Source organism: Lacinutrix sp. C3R15, assembly GCF_018860825.1.
Classification (GTDB): domain Bacteria; phylum Bacteroidota; class Bacteroidia; order Flavobacteriales; family Flavobacteriaceae; genus Oceanihabitans.
This window is the reverse complement of the sequence record NZ_JAHKPZ010000005.1, coordinates 20,172-39,593: the sequence shown is the minus strand read 5'-3', so window position 1 is coordinate 39,593 and position 19,422 is coordinate 20,172. Positions and strand designations below refer to the sequence as shown.

Genomic DNA, 19,422 nt, shown 5'->3' with positions numbered 1-19,422 from the left:
GTTTTAATATAGGTTTAAAATAAACTTTAAAAAGAAGCTGCACCTATTTTTGTTAAAATATTAATACTGTAATTTTTTTATCTTATTACTTACTTAATGCTTTGTTAATACAGCTTGTTAAATAGGTTTATATTTCTATTTTTGCAAGAACCTATACATTATATATTTATCTAAACTATGAGATTATTTACCACTCTTTTCTTTTTAGTGTTTACACTACAGATTTTTGCTCAAAACAATAGTGAAGAAGTACTTTTTACAGTAGATGAAGATCCTGTATATGCTTCAGAATTTATAAGAGTTTTTAATAAAAATTTAGACTTAGTTAAAGACGAGTCTCAAAAAGATATTGATGCTTATTTACAACTTTTTGTAGGTTACAAACTTAAAATAAAAGAAGCAAAAACATTGGGTTTAGATACTATGCCTAAGTATAAAAGAGAGTTAAATAATTATAGAAGTCAATTAGCAAAAAATTATTTGACAGACAATAAAGTTACAGATGCATTAGTAGAAGAGGCGTATGAGCGAATTTCTAATGAGGTAAACGCTAGTCATATTTTAATACGATTAGATGAAAACGCTAGTGCTAGTGACACGTTGGTAGTGTATAATGAGTTACTTCAATTAAGAGATCGTGTACTTAAAGAAGGCTTTACAGCAGTACAAAAAGACGTGCATGATGGTAAAAAAATATATGCAGAAGACTTAGGGTATTTTTCTGGTTTTAAAATGGTTTATCCTTTTGAGACTGTCGCTTTTAATACAGAGATAGGTACGGTTTCTATGCCTTTTAAAACCCAGTTTGGGTACCATATAGTATCTGTTAAAGATAAACGTAAATCTAGAGGAAAAAGAGAAATTGCGCATATCATGGTAAACCTTGACCAGGCAGATGCAGAAAGTAGAATACAAGATATTTATAAAAAAATAGAACAAGGGGAAGATTTTGAATCTTTAGCAAAACATTTTTCAGAAGATAAAAGTACAGCAGAAAAAGGTGGTAAATTATCTCCTTTTTCTAGCGGAGAATTGCGCTCTAAAGAATTTGAAGAACAAGCTTTTGCTATTAAAAATGAAGGCGATTATACCAAACCATTTAAGTCTAACTTTGGTTGGCATATTGTTAAGCTTATTAATAAAATAGAAACCGCTCCTTTTGAAGATATGAAACCTTCGCTAGAAGCAAAAGTTTTACGTGATAGTAGATCTAAATTAATTAGTAACTCTAGAATAAATGAGTTAAAACAACGTTATGCAATTACTAATGTAGATAAAGATTTAAACTATTTTACCTCTATATTAAACAACGAGTATTATACTAGTAAATGGCACACACCTAAAGGTTTTGATTCAGAAAAAGCATTTGTTAAAATAGAAGATAAGCAATTTACATATCAAGATTTTGCTAATTATTTAATTAAAAACCAACGTAGAAACGCTAAAAAATTACCTTTTAATGATATTGTTAAAAATACATACAATACATTTTTAGAAAAACAATTACTAGACTACCAGGAAGCGCATTTAGAATATGAAAACCAGGATTTTGCAAACATACTTAGTGAGTATCGTGATGGTTTGTTGTTGTTTGATTTAATGGAAAATGAAATATGGAAAGCGGCAATAAAAGACACTCTTGCTGTTCAAGAATATTATAACACCAATAAAGAAAACTATTTTGTTAAAGAACGTGTTGATGCTGTTGTGGCTTCCTCTGCAAAAAAGAAAGATATAAGTAAGGTTGCTAAGCTACTTACAAAAGGAAAAACAATAGATGAAATTAAAAATGCAGTAAATACAAAAGATCAAGTAAATGTGCTGTTTACAACAGGTGTAATGGATGGAGAGCACCAAGTGTTACCAGATGATTTTCTGTTTCAAAAAGGAGTTTCAGAAATATATAAGCATAATGATGCATTTGTAGTAGTGCAAGTAAATAAAGTGCTGCCAAAAACCTACAAAACTTATGAAGAAGCTAAGGGTAAAGTGGCTAGTGATTTTCAAGATGCAAAAGAAAAAAAATGGCTGGTAGACCTAGAAAATAAGTACCAAGTAAAAATTAACCAAGAGGTATTAAACAGCGTAAAATCTAAATTAAATAAATAATTAATTAATTGAAAATCACATCTTATATATTCGTTTTCGCATTTTTTTTTCTATTGGTTTCTTGTAAATTTTTTAAAGAAACAGATATTAAAACTCCTGTAGCAAGAGTAAATGATACGTATTTGTATCAAGAAGATATACAGGATTTAATTTCTTCAGAAGCTTCTAAACAAGACAGTACTATTTTAATCAATAATTATATTAAAAGTTGGGCAACCCAGCAATTATTAGTACAAGGAGCAAAGCTAAACTTAAACGAAACAAAACTAGATCAATACAATAAATTAGTAGAGCAGTATAAAAACGATTTGTATGCAAAAGCCTATTTAGAGGCATTGGTAAATAGAGATTTAGATACAGTAGTTACTCAAGAAGAAGCAGAAGCGTTTTATCAAGAAAACAAAGAAGCCTTTAAATTAAATGAAGAGCTTATTCAATTTAGATACGTTAATCTTGATCCTAAAATGCAAGAGAAAAACGCAAAAGAAATAGCCGAAAAATTTAAAAGATTTGATGCTAATGATAAAAAATACCTAGATTCTATATCTATTCAATTTAAATCCTACTCCCTTAATGATTCTATTTGGATAAAATGGAATCAAATAGTTAAGAAAATACCAGTAATTAATAAAGATAATAAAGACGAACTGTTAAAAAAAACTAATTTTATACAACTCAAAGATTCATTAGGTTTATATTTGATGCAAATTAATGACGTACTATTGCAAAACAATACAGCTCCTTTAGAGTATGTAAAAACAACAATAGATCAAATTGTTATCAATAAAAGGAAATTAGAAAAAACAAGAGAACTAGAAAAGGATATTACAAAAGATGCAATTACAAACAAAAAATTTGAAATCTACTAATAATTTGAAACCACTATTTATATTAAGTATAGCAGTATTAATCTCTAATGTATTAACAGCACAAGAGATTATTGAAGATCAGGTAAAAGAACAACCAGCAGATAGTGTTAAAACATTTACGCAAAACAATGCAACCAAAGTAGATGGAGTAGCAGCTGTTGTTGGTGAGTATATTATTTTAGAATCTGACATAGATAAAACTATTTTACAAATGAAAGCACAAGGCGTATCTACAGAAGATATTCCTAGATGTCAATTATTTGGTTCTCTTTTAGAAAACAAACTATACGCACATCACGCTATACAAGATAGTATTGAAATTTCTGATGCAGAAATTAGATCTAATGTAGATTACCAAATACAACAGTTTTTATCTCAAACAGGAGGAGATATGCAAGAGCTTTTAGACTTCTATAAAAAAGAAGACGAAAAAAGTTTTAGAGATGAAATGTATGAAATTAACAGAAGTAATGAACTTGCAAAACGCATGCAAAGTAGTATTATTGATGAAGTAGAAGTTACACCAGAAGAAGTAAGAATCTTTTTTAATAAAATACCTGAAGACGAAAGACCAACTTTTGGAACAGAACTTAAAGTGTCTCAAATAATAATAGAACCAAAAGTAGCACCAGAAGAAACACAAAAAGTAATTAACAGACTTAAAGAGTTTAGAATAGATGTGTTAGAAAACGGAGCAAGTTTTCGTTCTAAAGTAGTATTGTATACAGATGACAAAGCATCTATTGCAAAAGGAGGATTGTATACCTTAAATAGAGAAAGACCTTTAATGGTAAAAGAATTTAGAGATGTTGCTTTTTCTTTACAAGAAGGAGAAATTTCAGAACCATTTGAAACCGATTTTGGTTACCATATTATTCAATTAGAAAAAATTAGAGGACAAGAATTTGATGTTCGTCATATACTATTAATTCCTCAAGTATCTGAAGATGCAGTTGCCGAAGCAAAAACACAACTAGAAGATGTACGTAAACAAATAGTTGATGGAGAAATTTCTTTTGAAGATGCTGCAAGAAAATATAGTGATGAAAAAGAAACAAGAAGCGAGGGAGGGTTTTTAATTAACCCAGCAACACAAGATTATAATTTTGAGTTAACTAAAATGGATACAGAACTGTATACACAAATTCAAGATTTAAAAGAAGGTGAAATTAGTTTAATTCAAACCGATCAAGACAGAACAGGAAAAGTAAAATTTAAAATATTACGTGTAACAGATAGAGTAGATGAGCATGAAGCAGATTACTCACGTGATTATTTAAAAATTAAAGAATTGGCTTTAACCGAAAAACGTTTTAAAGCTATTGAAAAATGGCAAGACGAAAAAATAAAAGACACGTATATTAAAGTTAATGGAGAGCATAGAGATTGTGATTTTTCTAGTAATTGGTTAAAAAAGTAATATGTCTGACGTAGCAGCTGTAAAACAATTTGTAAATAAATATAAAAACTTAAAGCAAGAAATTGCTAAAGTTATTGTAGGGCAAGATGAAGTAGTAAATCAAATCCTTATCTCTATATTTTCTGGAGGTCATGCGCTTTTAATAGGAGTGCCAGGTTTGGCAAAAACGCTAATGGTAAATACTATAGCTCAAGCCTTAGGATTAGATTTTAAACGTATACAGTTTACACCAGATTTAATGCCTAGTGATATTTTAGGTAGTGAAATATTAGATGAACACAGAAACTTTAAATTTATAAAAGGGCCAATATTTGCTAATATTATTTTAGCAGATGAAATTAACAGAACACCTCCAAAAACGCAAGCAGCACTTTTAGAAGCTATGCAAGAAAGAGCAGTAACGGTTTCTGGGCATCATTATAAATTAAGCTTACCATACTTTGTTTTAGCAACGCAAAACCCCATTGAGCAAGAAGGAACTTACCCTTTACCAGAAGCACAATTAGATAGGTTTATGTTTGCCATTCATTTAAATTACCCCTCTTTTCAAGAAGAAGTACAAGTTGTAAAAGCAACAACAACAGATTTAAAAGCTACTGTAAAGGCTTTATTTACTGCCCAAGAAATAATAGATTTTCAACAACTTATACGTCGTATTCCTGTTGCAGATAATGTTATAGAATACGCTGTAAAAATGGTGGCTAAAACTAGACCTAATAGTGAAACAGCTGCAGATTTAGTAAAAAGCTATATAGATTGGGGAGCAGGACCAAGAGCCTCACAAAATTTAATTTTAGCAGCAAAAACTCATGCAGTAATTCAAGGGAAATTTTCTCCAGATATTGAAGATGTACAAGCAGTAGCAATTAGTATTCTACGTCATAGAATTATTAAAAACTATAAAGCAGAAGCAGAAGGCGTTTCAGAAGAACAAATTATTACCTCTTTATTTTAAAAAGTAGCTCAAGGATATCTTTTTTGCGTTAAAAAGATTTTTTTTTACTAAATCGTTGTAGTTTTTATAGAAATCGATTCTTTTTTACTTATACAGAGACATACTTTAGAGTATGTTTTTTATTGTTTTGGTATTTTTTAGGGTTTAAAATTTTGTTATTCTTAAAAAGAAACCACTCAAAATACGAAATCATTAAATTATATTTAATCATTCCTGCATATCTTTATATATTTTTTAAACTCTCTTTAATTTCGTAATTTCGCATGATATTTAATAAAAAAATAAACCCTAAATCTTAAATATATGGGATTTGTCATCGATATAATTATAAATGTTGATGAAGCATTCAAAAAAAGTTAAAGATTCTCTAACATTTTTTGAATATGAAATTACATTTTATTAAGATTCAAAAGAATTATTCTATTATATGAACATGTATAACGATTACATTAAGGAGATTGAAGAACGTAAACTTCATGGTCTTCACCCAAAACCAATTGATGGTGCAGAATTACTAAGCGAAATCATTGCGCAAATTAAAGATTTAGATAATGCGTACAGAGAAGATTCTCTACACTTTTTTATCTATAACGTTTTACCTGGTACCACAAGTGCTGCTGGTGTTAAAGCAGCATTTTTAAAAGAAATTATTTTAGGAGAATCTGTAGTAGCAGAAATTACTCCTGCTTTTGCTTTGGAACAATTATCGCATATGAAGGGAGGACCTTCTATTGAAGTATTGTTAGATTTAGCCTTAGCGGATGATGCAGCTATTGCAAAAGAAGCAGCAGAAGTTCTTAAAACACAAGTGTTTTTATATGACGCAGATACTTCTCGTTTAGAAGCAGCTTATAAAGCAGGTAATGCTATTGCTAAAGAACTTTTAGAAAGTTATGCAAAGGCAGAATTTTTTACAAAATTACCTGAAATTGATGAAAAAATAGAGGTAGTTACATTTATTGCTGGAGTAGGTGATATTTCAACAGATTTATTATCTCCAGGTGGTGATGCACACTCTCGTTCTGATAGAGAGTTACATGGTCAGTGTTTATTTGAGCACAATAAAGAACAACAAGCAGAATTAAAAGCATTACAAGCTCAACATCCTGATAAAAGGGTGATGTTAATTGCTGAAAAAGGAACGATGGGAGTTGGTTCTTCAAGAATGTCTGGTGTAAATAACGTGGCATTATGGACAGGGATTAAAGCAAGTCCATATGTTCCATTTATAAATATTGCTCCAGTAATTGCTGGAACAAACGGAATTTCTCCAATTTTCTTAACCACAGTTGGTGTAACAGGAGGTATTGGTTTAGACCTTAAAAACTGGGTACAACAAAAAGACGCTGAAGGAAACACTATTGTAGATGCCGATGGAGAACCAGTATTAAAAGAAGTATATTCTGTTGCAACAGGAACGGTACTTACTATTAATACCAAAGAGAAAAAATTATATAACGGAGATACAGAATTAAAAGATATTTCTGCAGCATTTACACCACAAAAAATGGAGTTTATGAAAGCAGGTGGTTCTTATGCAGTAGTTTTTGGTAAAAAATTACAAACTTTTGCTTCTAAAGTATTAGGCATAGATGTAATACCTGTTTATGCACCATCAAAAGAAATTTCTATTGAAGGTCAAGGCTTAACTGCTGTTGAAAAAATATTCAATAAAAATGCCGTTGGTACAACTCCTGGTAAAACATTACACGCAGGATCAGATGTTCGTGTAGAAGTAAACATTGTAGGCTCACAAGATACTACAGGTTTAATGACTTCACAAGAATTAGAAATGATGGCTGCAACAGTAATCTCTCCTATTGTTGACGGAGCATACCAATCGGGTTGTCATACAGCATCTGTTTGGGATGATAAATCTAAAGCCAACATACCAAGATTAATGCGTTTTATGAACGATTTTGGTTTAATTACTGGTCGTGATCCTAAAGGGAAATATTTCCCAATGACAGATGTTATTCATAAAGTACTTAATGATATTACTGTTGGTGATTGGGACATCATTATTGGTGGAGATTCACACACACGTATGTCTAAAGGTGTTGCTTTTGGAGCAGATTCAGGAACAGTAGCTCTAGCGCTTGCTACAGGGGAAGCTTCTATGCCTATTCCACAATCTGTAAAAGTAACCTTTAAAGGGGAAATGAAATCATATATGGATTTCCGTGATGTAGTGCATGCAACGCAACAACAAATGTTAAAGCAGTTTGGTGGTGAAAATGTATTTCAAGGACGCGTCATTGAAGTGCATATTGGAACCCTTACTTCCGATGAAGCTTTTACATTTACAGATTGGACAGCAGAAATGAAAGCCAAGGCTTCTATCTGTATTTCTGAAGACGAAACCTTAATTGAATCTTTAGAAATAGCAAAAGGCCGTATCCAAATCATGATTGATAAAGGAATGGATAATGAAAAGCAAGTACTTAAAGGACTTGTTGAAAAAGCTGAAACTAGAATAACAGAGCTTAAAACAGGAATTAAACCAGCTTTAAGACCAGATGCTAATGCCAAGTATTATGCTGAAGTTATTATTGATTTAGATGAAATTGCTGAACCAATGATTGCCGATCCAGATGTAAATAACGAAGATGTTTCTAAACGTTATACACACGATAATATTCGTCCGTTATCTTATTACGGAGGAACTAAAAAAGTAGACTTAGGATTCGTAGGTTCTTGTATGGTACATAAAGGCGATATGAAAATATTAGCGCAAATGTTAAAGAATATTGAAGCACAAAGTGGTAAAGTAGAATTTAAAGCGCCACTTGTAGTTGCACCTCCAACATACAACATTGTAGATGAGTTGAAAGAAGAAGGAGATTGGGAAGTATTACAAAAATACTCTGGTTTCGAATTTGATGATAGCGCACCAAAAGGTTTAGCACGTACTAAATATGAAAACATGTTATACTTAGAGCGTCCAGGCTGTAACTTATGTATGGGTAACCAAGAAAAAGCAGAGCCAGGAGATACAGTTATGGCAACTTCTACTCGTTTATTTCAAGGAAGAGTTGTAAAGGATGATGGCGAGAAAAAAGGAGAATCTTTATTGTCATCTACTCCTGTGGTAGTATTATCAACAATTTTAGGAAGAACACCTACTTTGGCTGAATATGAAGCAGCGGTTGATGGTATTGTTTTAACTAAGTTTAAGCCTTCGCAAAAACAATTAGTTAGATAATATAATAGCTATAAATATAAAAAAAGCCTGAATCTTAAATTCAGGCTTTTTTTTTGTTTTTAAAATAAAAATAGAGAATTAAAAAAACAATCTAATTTTAAAAATTACCAGCATAGAAAAAACTTATTTCACTATCATTATATATATGTTATTTACACTTTTATAGTCATTTTACATTTTGTATATTAGTACAAATAAATCCAAAAAAAAATAAATACTATGGCATTCGACATTGATATGATAAAAAAGGTTTATGCGCAAATGGCAGAACGTGTTGATAAAGCACGTGAAGTTGTTGGTAAGCCCTTAACACTTTCTGAAAAAATCTTATATAATCATCTTTGGGATGGAAGCCCGACAAAAGCATTTACAAGAGGAAAAGATTATGTAGACTTTGCTCCAGATCGTATTGCTTGTCAAGATGCAACTGCTCAAATGGCCTTATTGCAATTTATGCAAGCAGGAAAACCAAAAGTTGCAGTGCCAACTACAGTACATTGTGATCACTTAATACAAGCAAAAGATGGTGCTACAACAGATTTAAAACATGCAAATTCTGTAAGTAGTGAGGTTTTTGAATTTTTAGCATCTGTATCTAATAAATATGGTATTGGTTTCTGGAAACCTGGAGCAGGAATAATACATCAAGTAGTATTAGAAAATTATGCGTTTCCAGGAGGAATGATGATTGGTACAGATTCTCATACAGTAAATGCAGGAGGATTAGGAATGGTTGCTATTGGTGTTGGTGGTGCAGATGCAGTTGATGTGATGGCCGGAATGCCTTGGGAACTTAAATTTCCTAAATTAATAGGTGTGAAGTTAACCGGGAATATTTCTGGTTGGACTGCGCCAAAAGATGTAATATTAAAAGTTGCTGGTATCGTTTCTGCTAAAGGAGGTACAGGTGCAATTGTAGAATATTTCGGACCAGGAGCTATTTCTTTATCTTGTACAGGTAAAGGAACTATTTGTAATATGGGAGCAGAAATAGGAGCTACCACTTCTACCTTTGGATATGACGCTTCTATGGAACGCTATTTGCGTGCTACAGAAAGAGCAGATATTGCAGATGCTGCAAACCAAGTAAAAGAATATTTAACAGGAGATCCAGAAGTGTATGCAAATCCTGAACAATATTTTGATCAAGTTATAGAAATTGACCTATCTAAATTAGGACCTTTATTAAACGGACCTTTTACTCCAGATTTATCTACTTCTGCAGGTAAAGATATGGGAGAAAAAGCAAAAGCTAACGATTGGCCAATTAAAGTAGAATGGGGTTTAATCGGGTCTTGTACCAACTCTTCGTATGAAGATTTATCTAGAGCTTCTTCTATTGCACAACAGGCTTTAGATAAAGGTTTAAAAATGAAAGCTGAACTTGGTATTAATCCAGGATCAGAACAAGTACGCTATACTGCAGATAGAGATGGTATTTTAGGAATCTTTGAAAAATTAGATGCTAAAATATTTACCAATGCCTGCGGACCATGTATTGGGCAATGGGCAAGATATAGTGACCCTAAAAATGCGCCAAAAAACAGTATTGTACATTCTTTTAATAGAAACTTTGCTAAACGTGCCGATGGTAACCCAAATACACATGCGTTTGTAGCTTCACCAGAATTAACGGCTGCAATAGCCATTGCTGGTAGGTTAGATTTTAACCCAATGACAGATAAGCTAATTAATGAAGATGGTCAAGAAGTAATGTTTGATGAACCTACAGGTTGGGAGTTACCTCCAAAAGGATTTGCAGTAGAGGATGCAGGTTATGTAGAACCAGTTGCAGATGGTAGCAAAGTAGAAGTTTCTGTTAGTCCAACTTCAGAACGTTTACAATTACTTACACCATTTGAACCATTAGGAAACGAAATAAATGGAGCTAAACTATTAATTAAAGCTTTTGGTAAATGTACTACAGACCATATTTCTATGGCTGGACCTTGGTTGCGTTTTAGAGGACATTTAGATAATATTTCTAATAACTGTTTAATAGGTGCTGTAAATGCATTTGGTAAAAAAACGAATTTTGTTAAAAACCAACTAACTGGTGAGTTTGAAGGCGTACCAGATGCAGCAAGAGCATATAAAGCGGCTGGTGTAAAAACTATAGTAGTAGGAGATCATAATTATGGTGAAGGTTCCTCTCGTGAACATGCTGCTATGGAGCCAAGACACCTGGGTGTTGCTGCTGTTATTGTTAAATCATTTGCACGTATACATGAAACAAACCTTAAAAAACAAGGAATGTTAGGTTTAACTTTTGCTAATGAAAACGATTACGATTTAATTCAAGAAGATGATACTTTTAACTTTATTGATTTAAATGAATTTGCACCAGATAAACAACTAACATTAGAGATTGTTCATGCAGATGGTTCTAAAGATACTATTAAGCTAAACCACACCTATAACCAACCACAAATAGATTGGTATAATGAAGGTTCTGCTTTAAATTTAATTAAAAAAGAAAACGCGTCTGCATAGATTATTAAAGTTTATAAATTCAAAAAAAGCTTCTGTATTTTCAGAGGCTTTTTTTGTTTAACTGTAAGTTGGCTAAGAAAAAGAAAGTCATTTAACGCTTAGTTATCTATTATTGTTTTAGCGATTGGTATTAGGTATATAAAACAAAGGATTAACTATTAATTTTTTTGGTAAATTTGAAACGTTGTTTACTTATAAATAACGCTTCATTTTTTTATTATGAATAACTCCAAATTTAAAAATATACTCTTTGTTGTAATCATTGTTCTAATGATAATACCGCAAACAAGAAAACCTATACAAGTAATGCTACATAAGGGTTTAGCTTTGTTTAGTCCATCTGTTAAAACGGAAGCAGACAGCAAGGTTGTAAATTATACTTCTTGGCAATTACAAGATGTAAAAGGAAATACCATTGACTTTAAAGATTTAAAAGGTAAAGTCGTATTAATAAATTTCTGGGCTACTTGGTGCCCTCCTTGCATTGCTGAAATGCCTAACCTTCAGAAGCTGTATGATGATTATAACCATAAGGTGGTGTTTCTATTTGTTTCCAACGAAAAAAAGGAAAAAGTAGAAGCGTTTTTATCTGAAAATAAGTATTCGTTTAACGTCTTTACTCCTTTAGAGCATCCTTCAGAATTTGAAGTTTCCAGTATTCCGAGAACATTGCTAATAAACAAAGAAGGAAACATTTTAATAGATAAAGAAGGTGCTGCAAATTGGAATAGTGAAACCGTTAGAGAAACACTAGATAATTTACTAAAATAGAAAGGTGTAAAATAAAAAAAGAAAAGCCAACGTGGATTTCCCTTTTTTAGAAAAAACGGCTAATAGCTTCATTTATTTCTTAATAAAACGTTTTATCTTTTCGGTGTTATCTTTAGATACTATTTTTAAAAGATACATGCCTTGCGCCAAGTTGCAAATATCTATTGTTTTTGTTTCCGCTTTTAAAACTTCTTTTCTTAAGACAGAATAAATAGCTATAGCTTCAATATCTTGTTTCGATTTTATGATTAAAGAGGAAGTAGTTGGGGTTGGATAAAGTGAAACGTAAAGCTATTAAATTAGAAATAAGAATGTAATAAAAATATGTAAAATGCGTAATTCTTATTGTGAATGGTAGAAAGTAAGTGACAGTTTCACCTTGTTAAATCTTATAAGTGCGCACGAGAAGATTCGAACTTCCACGTCCTAATGGACACTAACCCCTCAAGCTAGCGCGTCTACCAATTCCGCCACGTGCGCAAAATTAAAAAAGCAATATAAACAAAAAAAGTTAAGCGTTTGCTTAACTTTTTTAGTGACCGGGCTGGGGCTCGAACCCAGGACCCTCTCCTTAAAAGGGAGATGCTCTACCAACTGAGCTACCAGGTCATTTTTTATTCGTTATTACGAGGGTGCAAATATAGGAAGTTTTATTAATAAAACAACCTTTTGCAAGATAGCTTTTTAATCTATTTTGTAACCTGCACAAAATAGAGAAACCTTACAAAAAAAAAGTTAAGCGTTTGCTTAACTTTTTTTAGTGACCGGGCTGGGGCTCGAACCCAGGACCCTCTCCTTAAAAGGGAGATGCTCTACCAACTGAGCTACCAGGTCATTTTGTTTCGCTCTAACGAGGGTGCAAATATAGAAGGTTTTATTAATAAAACAATGCTTTTATTTAATTTTTTTTATTTTTTTTTCGTTTTTTTGTCAAGCGATAATGTATGTTTTTAATAATCAATAAGAAGCGTTAAAATGAAAATAATTTTAATAGGGTATATGGCTTCGGGAAAATCATATTTAGGCAAAAAAATAGCCAAAATTTTAGATTTTGAATTTTTAGACCTGGATGATTTTATAGAAAAGGAAGAAAAAACCACCATAAAAGAAATATTTTTAAATAAGGGAGAGATATATTTTAGAAAAATAGAACACCTTTACTTAAAAAAAGCTATTGCTGCCAACATGAATACTGTAATAAGTTTAGGTGGTGGTACTCCTTGCTATAGTGATAATATGAGTTTGCTACTAAACAAATCAAATATTAAAACGGTTTATTTACAAGTTACTATCCCTAATTTAGTAGAAAGGGCTTTTAACGAAACAGCTAAAAGACCAATTATTGCGCATCTTAAAACAAAAGAAGAACTTACAGAGTTTGTTGGTAAACACCTTTTTGAAAGATTACCTTTTTACTCTAAAGCAACGTATACTATAGATGCTAACAAGAAGGAAAACGAAATTATAGAATCTATTTTAATGCAATTATTTTAAGAAAGCTTCAAAATTAGTTCCTTCTAATACAACATCAATATGTTCGTGTAAGGAAGTAGAAAGAGAAATACCTTTAAAATCTGCTTTAACGGGATACTTTTTATGATTTCTATTTACTAATACAGCGGTTTTAAATTGCTTTAAAGGTACATCTAAAAAATGTTTAACACCATAAACTAGTGTAGTACCACTGTTTAACACATCATCTATTAATATAACAGACTTGTTTGTGTATTCTGTTGCTGGTATAGAAGTATTAATTGGGTTTAAAGGATTTTTTTTATCTATTATAACTTTACAAAGTATAGGTTTTATAGTAGAGATTTTAGATAACACGGTTTTAAGCTTTTTAGCTAAAATGTAGCCATTACTATCTATTCCTGCTAAAACAACTTCCGCTTCATTTACATTGCTTTCATATATTTGATACGCAATTCGTTTAATTTTATGTTGTATTTCTTCGTGTGATAGGATGCTGTTTTTTTTGCTAACCATAGTTATAGTTGTTTTTTCAAAGATAAAATAAAAGTAATAATTTTAATCTTGATTTTCTTCATTATAATCTTCAATATCTCTTCTGTCTTTTTTTGTAGGTCTACCAGTTCCTTTTTTTCTATAATAATCCTTAGAATATTTTAAAAGTTCTTGCGCTTCAAAAGCCTCTTTAGGTGTAATATCTGTTCGGTAAATATCTACCAACTTTGCGCCAACTCGATTTGGTGGTATATCATTCACCTTTAACTTATAATTTATTTGGTTTTTTCTAACCTCTATAGTATCTGTAGGGTAAACTTCTCGACTTGGTTTTGTAGTATCTCCATTTACTTTAACATGTCCTTTTTTACAAGCAGTAGTAGCAATACTTCTTGTTTTAAAATATCTAACACACCACAAAAATTTATCAATTCGCATATTATTTAATATAAAAAACTAGGTTAATCTTCTTGTGCAAAATTAGTTTAAAATTGTATCTTGCGTGCAAAAAAATAGTAATATTGAAATAACCTAAATTTTTTGTTTATAAACAAATAAGGTTAATCTTTATTATTATGGAATAAGGAAAAATAAAAATATTAAGATGAAATTAAGAAAAATAGCAATCGTTGTATTTGCATTAATAGTAGTTATAGCATCTTGTACACCAGATGATGATACCAATACTGTTGCATTAAGAGATAGAACAGAGGTTTACGCAGAAGATTTAGAAGAAATTGAAACCTTTTTAGAAACACATTTTTATAACTATGATGATTTTGACTTTACAAACCCTTATAGTGTAGCTAATGATGATTTTGAAATTGTTTTTACAGCTCTTACTGAAGACCCAAGTAAAACAGCGATTATAGATAGACCAGAACTTAAGTTTAAAATGGTTGAAGACCCATTAGAAGAAGGTTTATTTTATAAAATGTATTATATAGAGGTAAGACAAGGTCAAGGCCAAGATGTACATTTTATAGATAAAGTTTACGTAACCTATGAAGGTAGTAGTACTGGTGGTGTTATTTTTGATAGCGTTGCTAATTTACAAGACTTTGAGTTAACTCAAGTGTTAAGCGGAGGAGTAGTTACAGGATTTAGAGAAGCTTTAGTAGAATTTAAAACGGCTACTAATTTTACGCCTAATGGTGATGGTACAGATACCTACCATAATCATGGTATTGGTGCAGCTTTTATTCCTTCAGGTATTGGTTATTTTGCTCAAGTATTAGAAGACGTATCCAATTATACTCCATTAATTTTTAAATTTAATTTATTTGATCGCGTTTTATTAGATCATGATGGTGATGGTATTCCTTCGTTTTTAGAAGATCTAGATGCGGATTTAGATGTTTATGATGATGATACAAATGAAGATGATGCTCCAAACTTTTTTGATACAGATGATGATGGTGATGGAGTAAACACAGCCGATGAAATTGAATTAAAATCTTATCCAGAAGAAGGTATGGCAGATTTTACTACTAAAGAAGAAGCACAAGCTTATTTTGATGCTAATGCAGTAGAAGGAGAAGTTTTTATCGAAATTGATTATAGTAATACTAATGCTACGTATACCCTTTATACATTTATAGCGCCAGACTCTAATGGTAATGGTACACCAGATTATTTAGATGATACGTATCCAGAACAATAAAACAAAATCATAAAATAAAAAAAAGCCACTTTTATTAATAAAAGTGGCTTTTTTTTATTTATCTATTTGCAATTATAATAAAATAGAAAGACTTAAAATTAATTGGTCAGGTCTTGTATCAATTCTACTAACATTTAAACCATTATTACTAACAAAAGTAGCTTCGTTTTCAGTAAAACCTCTTTCATACCTTAAATCTATTCCTATAGAGTTAAAGCTTACTCCAAACCCAAAATTAAGACCTACCGTAAAATCTTTTTCAACTTCGCTAATAGCAACACCGTCAAACTCTGTGTCTAAAATGTATTGTAAAGAAGGACCTCCAAATGCATTAAAATAATTTAAAAACTTTACACCTATTAATAGTGGTGCATCTAGTTTTTGCATGGTAAAGTCATCACTATCATAATCACTTTTCGTTTTAGTATAAACAATTTCAGGTTTAAAAAATATTTTATCTCCTACCTTACCAAAAGCACCAATATGAAAGCCAACATTTCTATCTGGATTTTCAGAGTTTGCATTAATAGACTCAAAATATTTACCATTAGCATTGTAGTTTAAACCAGCTTTTAAACCAAATCCGCTACCATTTTGTCCTTGCATATTACAAAGGAAACCCAAAAATAATATACCTGTAATAAAGATTTTTTTCATAATTATTCTTTTTATTGATTTGTAGTTAAAACGAAGATACAAAGTAATTATTTTCTTTTACAAATCTTTCTGTTGCATTTATATGAAATTTTAATAGCCAAAAAAGGGTAAGAATTAATAATTTTATTAAATGTTTAAGAAGGTATCTTGTTTAGTTAATTATATTTGCCACTTCTTAATATGTTTAAATGAAATTTGAATTAAAAGCAAAAGACCCACAAAGTAGTGCAAGAGCAGGAGTAATGACTACAGATCATGGTGAAATAGAAACTCCTATATTTATGCCTGTTGGTACAGTAGCTTCTGTAAAAGGAGTACACCAACGCGAATTAAAAAAAGATATCAATCCAGATATTATTTTAGGAAACACTTACCATTTGTTTTTAAGACCTAAAACTACCATTTTAGAACAGGCAGGAGGACTGCATAAGTTTATGAATTGGGATAGAAATATATTAACAGACTCTGGTGGTTATCAAGTATATTCTCTTTCTGCTAACAGAAAAATTAAAGAAGAGGGTGTTAAGTTTAAATCACATATAGATGGAAGTATGCACATGTTTACTCCAGAAAATGTAATGGAAATTCAACGAAGCATTGGTGCAGATATTATTATGGCTTTTGATGAGTGTACACCTTATCCTTGTGATTATAACTACGCAAAACGCTCTATGCACATGACGCATCGTTGGTTAAATAGATGTATCAATCATTTAGAAAAAACACCTTTAAAATATGATTATGGGCAAACCTTTTTTCCTATAGTACAAGGTAGTACATATAAAGATTTACGTCGCCAATCTGCCGAATATATAGCAAATGCAGGAGCAGAAGGAAATGCTATTGGAGGGCTTTCTGTAGGAGAACCTGCAGAAGAAATGTATGCTATGACAGAAGTGGTTACAGAAATTTTACCAGAAGATAAACCTCGCTATTTAATGGGTGTTGGTACACCAATAAATATTCTAGAAAATATTGCTTTAGGTATTGATATGTTTGACTGTGTTATGCCAACACGTAACGCCAGAAACGGAATGTTATTTACTGCACATGGTACCATTAATATTAAAAATAAAAAGTGGGAAAATGATTTTTCTGCCATTGATGATATGGCTATTACTTTTGTTGATACTGAATATAGTAAAGCATATTTAAGACACTTATTTACTGTAAATGAAATACTAGGAAAGCAAATAGCTACTATTCATAATTTAGGTTTTTATTTATGGTTGGTTCGCGAGGCTAGAAAACATATATTAGCAGGAGATTTTAGAATCTGGAAAGATAAAATGGTAAAACAAATGGATAAACGTCTATAATTAACAACAAAAAGAACGTTGAAAATACTCGATTGGTACATATTAAAACGCTATTTGTCTACATTTTTCATGATGTTGCTACTCTTTATTCCTATTGGAATAACAGTACACCTAGCAGAAAAAATTGGTAAAATTCTTGAAAACGATGTGCCACTAGGAGAAGTACTACTATATTTTGTAGACTTTACCGTTTATTTTGCACATTTACTTTTTCCTTTATTTTTATTTTTATCGGTAATCTTTTTCACGTCAAAATTAGCTAACAATACAGAAATAGTTGCCTTTTTAAGCTCTGGAGTTTCTTTTACAAGATTTTTAAGACCATACTTAATTGGTGCATCTATTGTTGCAGTATTTGCACTTATTTTAGGACTTTATTTAGCACCAGAAGCAAGTAAAGGGTTTAATGATTTTGACTATAAATACTTTAAAAAAGGAAAAAGTGCAGCAGATACTAGAAACGTGTATAGGCAGATAAATGATAACGATTACATTTATGTAAGTAGTTTTAATATAAAAGAAAAACTAGGGCATAATTTTACTTTAGAACATTTTGAAAATGATAAAATGATCTATAAAATGGAAGCACAAAACATTCGTTTTATAGAAAAAGACTCTACCTATAGATTAATAAGATACGTTAAACGAACCATAGGAGATCATGATGATATTATAGTAAAAGAAAGAAGAAAAGATACCTTGTTTTCTTTTGATTTAGAAGATCTTACTCCTGTAGAATATATTGCAGAAACACTAACCTATGGTGATTTAACAAATTTTATTGCTAAAGAAGAGCAAAGAGGGTCTTCTAACATTGGTCGTTATAAATTAGTAAAATACAGAAAATGGAGTTTGCCAGTTTCGGTGTTTATATTAACCATAATAGCAGTAGCAGTTTCTTCTATTAAACGTCGAGGAGGAATGGGTGTAAATCTTGCTTTTGGTATTTGTATAGCAATGGTTTTTGTGTTTTTTGATAAGATTTTTGGGGTTATGGCAGCACAATCCGATTTTTCACCAATTTTAGCAGTTTGGTTCCCTAATATACTATTTGGTATATTAGCCTTATACTTACTTTACAATGCTAAACGATAAGCTTAAAAATTATCTGCACTTACATATTTTAGTATTTATTGCAGGTTTTACAGCAATACTTGGCGAGTTAATTACCATTAATGCAGTACCATTAGTTTGGTTCAGAATGCTAATGGCAACCATATTAGTTAGCGTTTATGTAGCCATTTCTAAAACTAAAATTAAACTATCTATAAGCGCAATTGCAAAACTATCTCTAGCAGGAATTGTTATTGCTTTACATTGGATTACTTTTTTTGGAGCCATAGATGTTTCTAACGTATCTATTACGTTAGCCATGTTTTCAACAGGTGCATTTTTTGCATCTCTATTAGAACCTATAATTTATAAACGAAAAATTATTTGGTACGAAATTCTCTTTGGTTGTATTGTAATTGTGGGTGTTTTTATAATTACACAAAGTGAAATAAAATATATAAACGGAATTATTTTAGGAATTACTTCTGCTTTTTTATCCTCTTTATTTGCTGTTTTAAACGGAAAATTTCTAGAAAAATATTCAGCAACTACCATTTCCTTTTATGAGTTTATTAGCGGAGTAGCTTTTATAACTATATTTCTTATGGTTTTTTATGATGGTTTCTCGGTTTCCTTTTTTCAATTGCCAACAACAGATTATATATACTTGTTTATTCTTGCATCTGTATGTACTGCCTATGCTTTTATAGCTTCGGTATACGTAATGCGCTATATAAGTCCGTATACAGTTGTGCTTACCTATAATTTAGAACCTATTTACGGCATTATTTTAGCAATTTTGCTTTTTCCAGAAAAAGAAAAAATGTCAACAAATTTTTATTATGGCGCTTCTTTAATTCTTGGAGTAGTGCTACTTAACGGGATTTTAAAAAATAGAAAAGCTTTAAAAGCAAAGAAGATAAAAGAGTAAACAAAAAAA

At 31.0% G+C, this 19,422-nt stretch carries 15 protein-coding genes, 3 tRNA genes and 1 pseudogene; 12 read left to right on the top strand and 7 right to left on the bottom strand.

The annotated features are described in order from the left end of the window. The first annotated feature begins 177 nt into the window (after nucleotides 1–177). The 7 genes from KO494_RS02530 to KO494_RS02500 all read left to right on the top strand — a co-directional run bounded on the left by KO494_RS02530 (nucleotide 178) and on the right by KO494_RS02500 (nucleotide 11,822). On the top strand, nucleotides 178–2,109 hold the full coding sequence (locus tag KO494_RS02530) for a peptidylprolyl isomerase (RefSeq protein ID WP_215966020.1): 1,932 nt from the start codon (nucleotides 178–180) through the stop codon (nucleotides 2,107–2,109). Nucleotides 2,110–2,117: 8 nt separating this feature from the next. Beyond that, on the top strand, nucleotides 2,118–2,978 hold the full coding sequence (locus KO494_RS02525; RefSeq protein ID WP_215966019.1) for a peptidyl-prolyl cis-trans isomerase: 861 nt from the start codon (nucleotides 2,118–2,120) through the stop codon (nucleotides 2,976–2,978). Continuing rightward, the gene (locus KO494_RS02520) at nucleotides 2,944–4,398 is read left to right on the top strand and encodes a peptidylprolyl isomerase (protein ID WP_215966018.1); all 1,455 of its coding nucleotides are present in this window, start codon (nucleotides 2,944–2,946) and stop codon (nucleotides 4,396–4,398) included. Before KO494_RS02525 ends, KO494_RS02520 begins: the two co-directional genes overlap by 35 nt. Before the next feature lies 1 nt (nucleotide 4,399). Next, entirely contained in the window at nucleotides 4,400–5,353 is a 954-nt protein-coding gene (locus tag KO494_RS02515; RefSeq protein WP_215966017.1) for a MoxR family ATPase, read from the top strand. A gap of 427 nt (nucleotides 5,354–5,780) precedes the next feature. After that, the gene (locus KO494_RS02510) at nucleotides 5,781–8,558 is read left to right on the top strand and encodes a bifunctional aconitate hydratase 2/2-methylisocitrate dehydratase (RefSeq protein WP_215966016.1); all 2,778 of its coding nucleotides are present in this window, start codon (nucleotides 5,781–5,783) and stop codon (nucleotides 8,556–8,558) included. A gap of 219 nt (nucleotides 8,559–8,777) precedes the next feature. Next, nucleotides 8,778–11,051, top strand: a complete 2,274-nt coding sequence (locus KO494_RS02505; protein WP_215966015.1) for an aconitate hydratase — start codon at nucleotides 8,778–8,780, stop codon at nucleotides 11,049–11,051. Between the two features lie 270 nt (nucleotides 11,052–11,321). Then, nucleotides 11,322–11,822 carry a TlpA disulfide reductase family protein gene (locus KO494_RS02500; protein WP_252730255.1) on the top strand — a complete coding sequence of 167 codons (501 nt, stop codon included), beginning with the start codon at nucleotides 11,322–11,324 and terminating at the stop codon, nucleotides 11,820–11,822. A gap of 72 nt (nucleotides 11,823–11,894) precedes the next feature. On the opposite strand, the pseudogene KO494_RS16080 reads toward KO494_RS02500, so the two are convergent. The 4 genes and pseudogenes from KO494_RS16080 to KO494_RS02480 form a co-directional block, all read right to left on the bottom strand. Then, a pseudogene (locus KO494_RS16080) lies at nucleotides 11,895–12,089 on the bottom strand (T9SS type A sorting domain-containing protein); the annotation flags it as partial. Nucleotides 12,090–12,218: 129 nt separating this feature from the next. Beyond that, nucleotides 12,219–12,302, bottom strand: a tRNA-Leu gene (locus KO494_RS02490). Nucleotides 12,303–12,358: 56 nt separating this feature from the next. Then, a tRNA-Lys gene (locus KO494_RS02485) sits at nucleotides 12,359–12,431 on the bottom strand. A gap of 152 nt (nucleotides 12,432–12,583) precedes the next feature. Next, nucleotides 12,584–12,656 (bottom strand) — tRNA-Lys (locus KO494_RS02480). A gap of 141 nt (nucleotides 12,657–12,797) precedes the next feature. Between KO494_RS02480 and KO494_RS02475 the strand changes: the two genes are divergently transcribed. Continuing rightward, nucleotides 12,798–13,316 (top strand): shikimate kinase, encoded by a 519-nt coding sequence (locus KO494_RS02475; RefSeq protein ID WP_215966013.1) that lies wholly within the window; start codon nucleotides 12,798–12,800, stop codon nucleotides 13,314–13,316. Here the strand turns inward: KO494_RS02475 and KO494_RS02470 are convergent. Then, a complete protein-coding gene (locus KO494_RS02470; RefSeq protein WP_215966012.1) occupies nucleotides 13,308–13,811 on the bottom strand; it encodes a phosphoribosyltransferase family protein in 504 nt (167 codons plus the stop codon). The two genes, KO494_RS02475 and KO494_RS02470, sit on opposite strands and share 9 nt — an antisense overlap. Before the next feature lie 42 nt (nucleotides 13,812–13,853). Beyond that, a complete protein-coding gene (locus KO494_RS02465) occupies nucleotides 13,854–14,228 on the bottom strand; it encodes an RNA-binding S4 domain-containing protein (RefSeq protein WP_215966011.1) in 375 nt (124 codons plus the stop codon). Between the two features lie 166 nt (nucleotides 14,229–14,394). On the opposite strand from KO494_RS02465, the gene KO494_RS02460 reads away from it, so the two are divergent. After that, nucleotides 14,395–15,453: an FKBP-type peptidyl-prolyl cis-trans isomerase gene (locus KO494_RS02460; RefSeq protein WP_215966010.1), complete on the top strand. Its 1,059-nt coding sequence runs from the start codon at nucleotides 14,395–14,397 to the stop codon at nucleotides 15,451–15,453. 72 nt (nucleotides 15,454–15,525) lie between these two features. Here KO494_RS02460 and KO494_RS02455 read toward each other — a convergent pair whose 3' ends face one another. Continuing rightward, on the bottom strand, nucleotides 15,526–16,110 hold the full coding sequence (locus KO494_RS02455) for an outer membrane beta-barrel protein (protein ID WP_215966009.1): 585 nt from the start codon (nucleotides 16,108–16,110) through the stop codon (nucleotides 15,526–15,528). A gap of 188 nt (nucleotides 16,111–16,298) precedes the next feature. On the opposite strand from KO494_RS02455, the gene tgt reads away from it, so the two are divergent. Genes tgt through KO494_RS02440 form a run of 3 tightly spaced genes read left to right on the top strand, consistent with a single transcriptional unit; the run spans nucleotide 16,299 to nucleotide 19,413 of the window. After that, a complete protein-coding gene (gene tgt, locus KO494_RS02450; RefSeq protein WP_215966008.1) occupies nucleotides 16,299–17,429 on the top strand; it encodes a tRNA guanosine(34) transglycosylase Tgt in 1,131 nt (376 codons plus the stop codon). A gap of 18 nt (nucleotides 17,430–17,447) precedes the next feature. Beyond that, nucleotides 17,448–18,524, top strand: a complete 1,077-nt coding sequence (locus KO494_RS02445) for an LptF/LptG family permease (protein ID WP_215966007.1) — start codon at nucleotides 17,448–17,450, stop codon at nucleotides 18,522–18,524. Continuing rightward, nucleotides 18,511–19,413 (top strand): DMT family transporter, encoded by a 903-nt coding sequence (locus KO494_RS02440; RefSeq protein WP_215966006.1) that lies wholly within the window; start codon nucleotides 18,511–18,513, stop codon nucleotides 19,411–19,413. Before KO494_RS02445 ends, KO494_RS02440 begins: the two co-directional genes overlap by 14 nt. The last annotated feature ends 9 nt before the right edge of the window (nucleotides 19,414–19,422 follow it).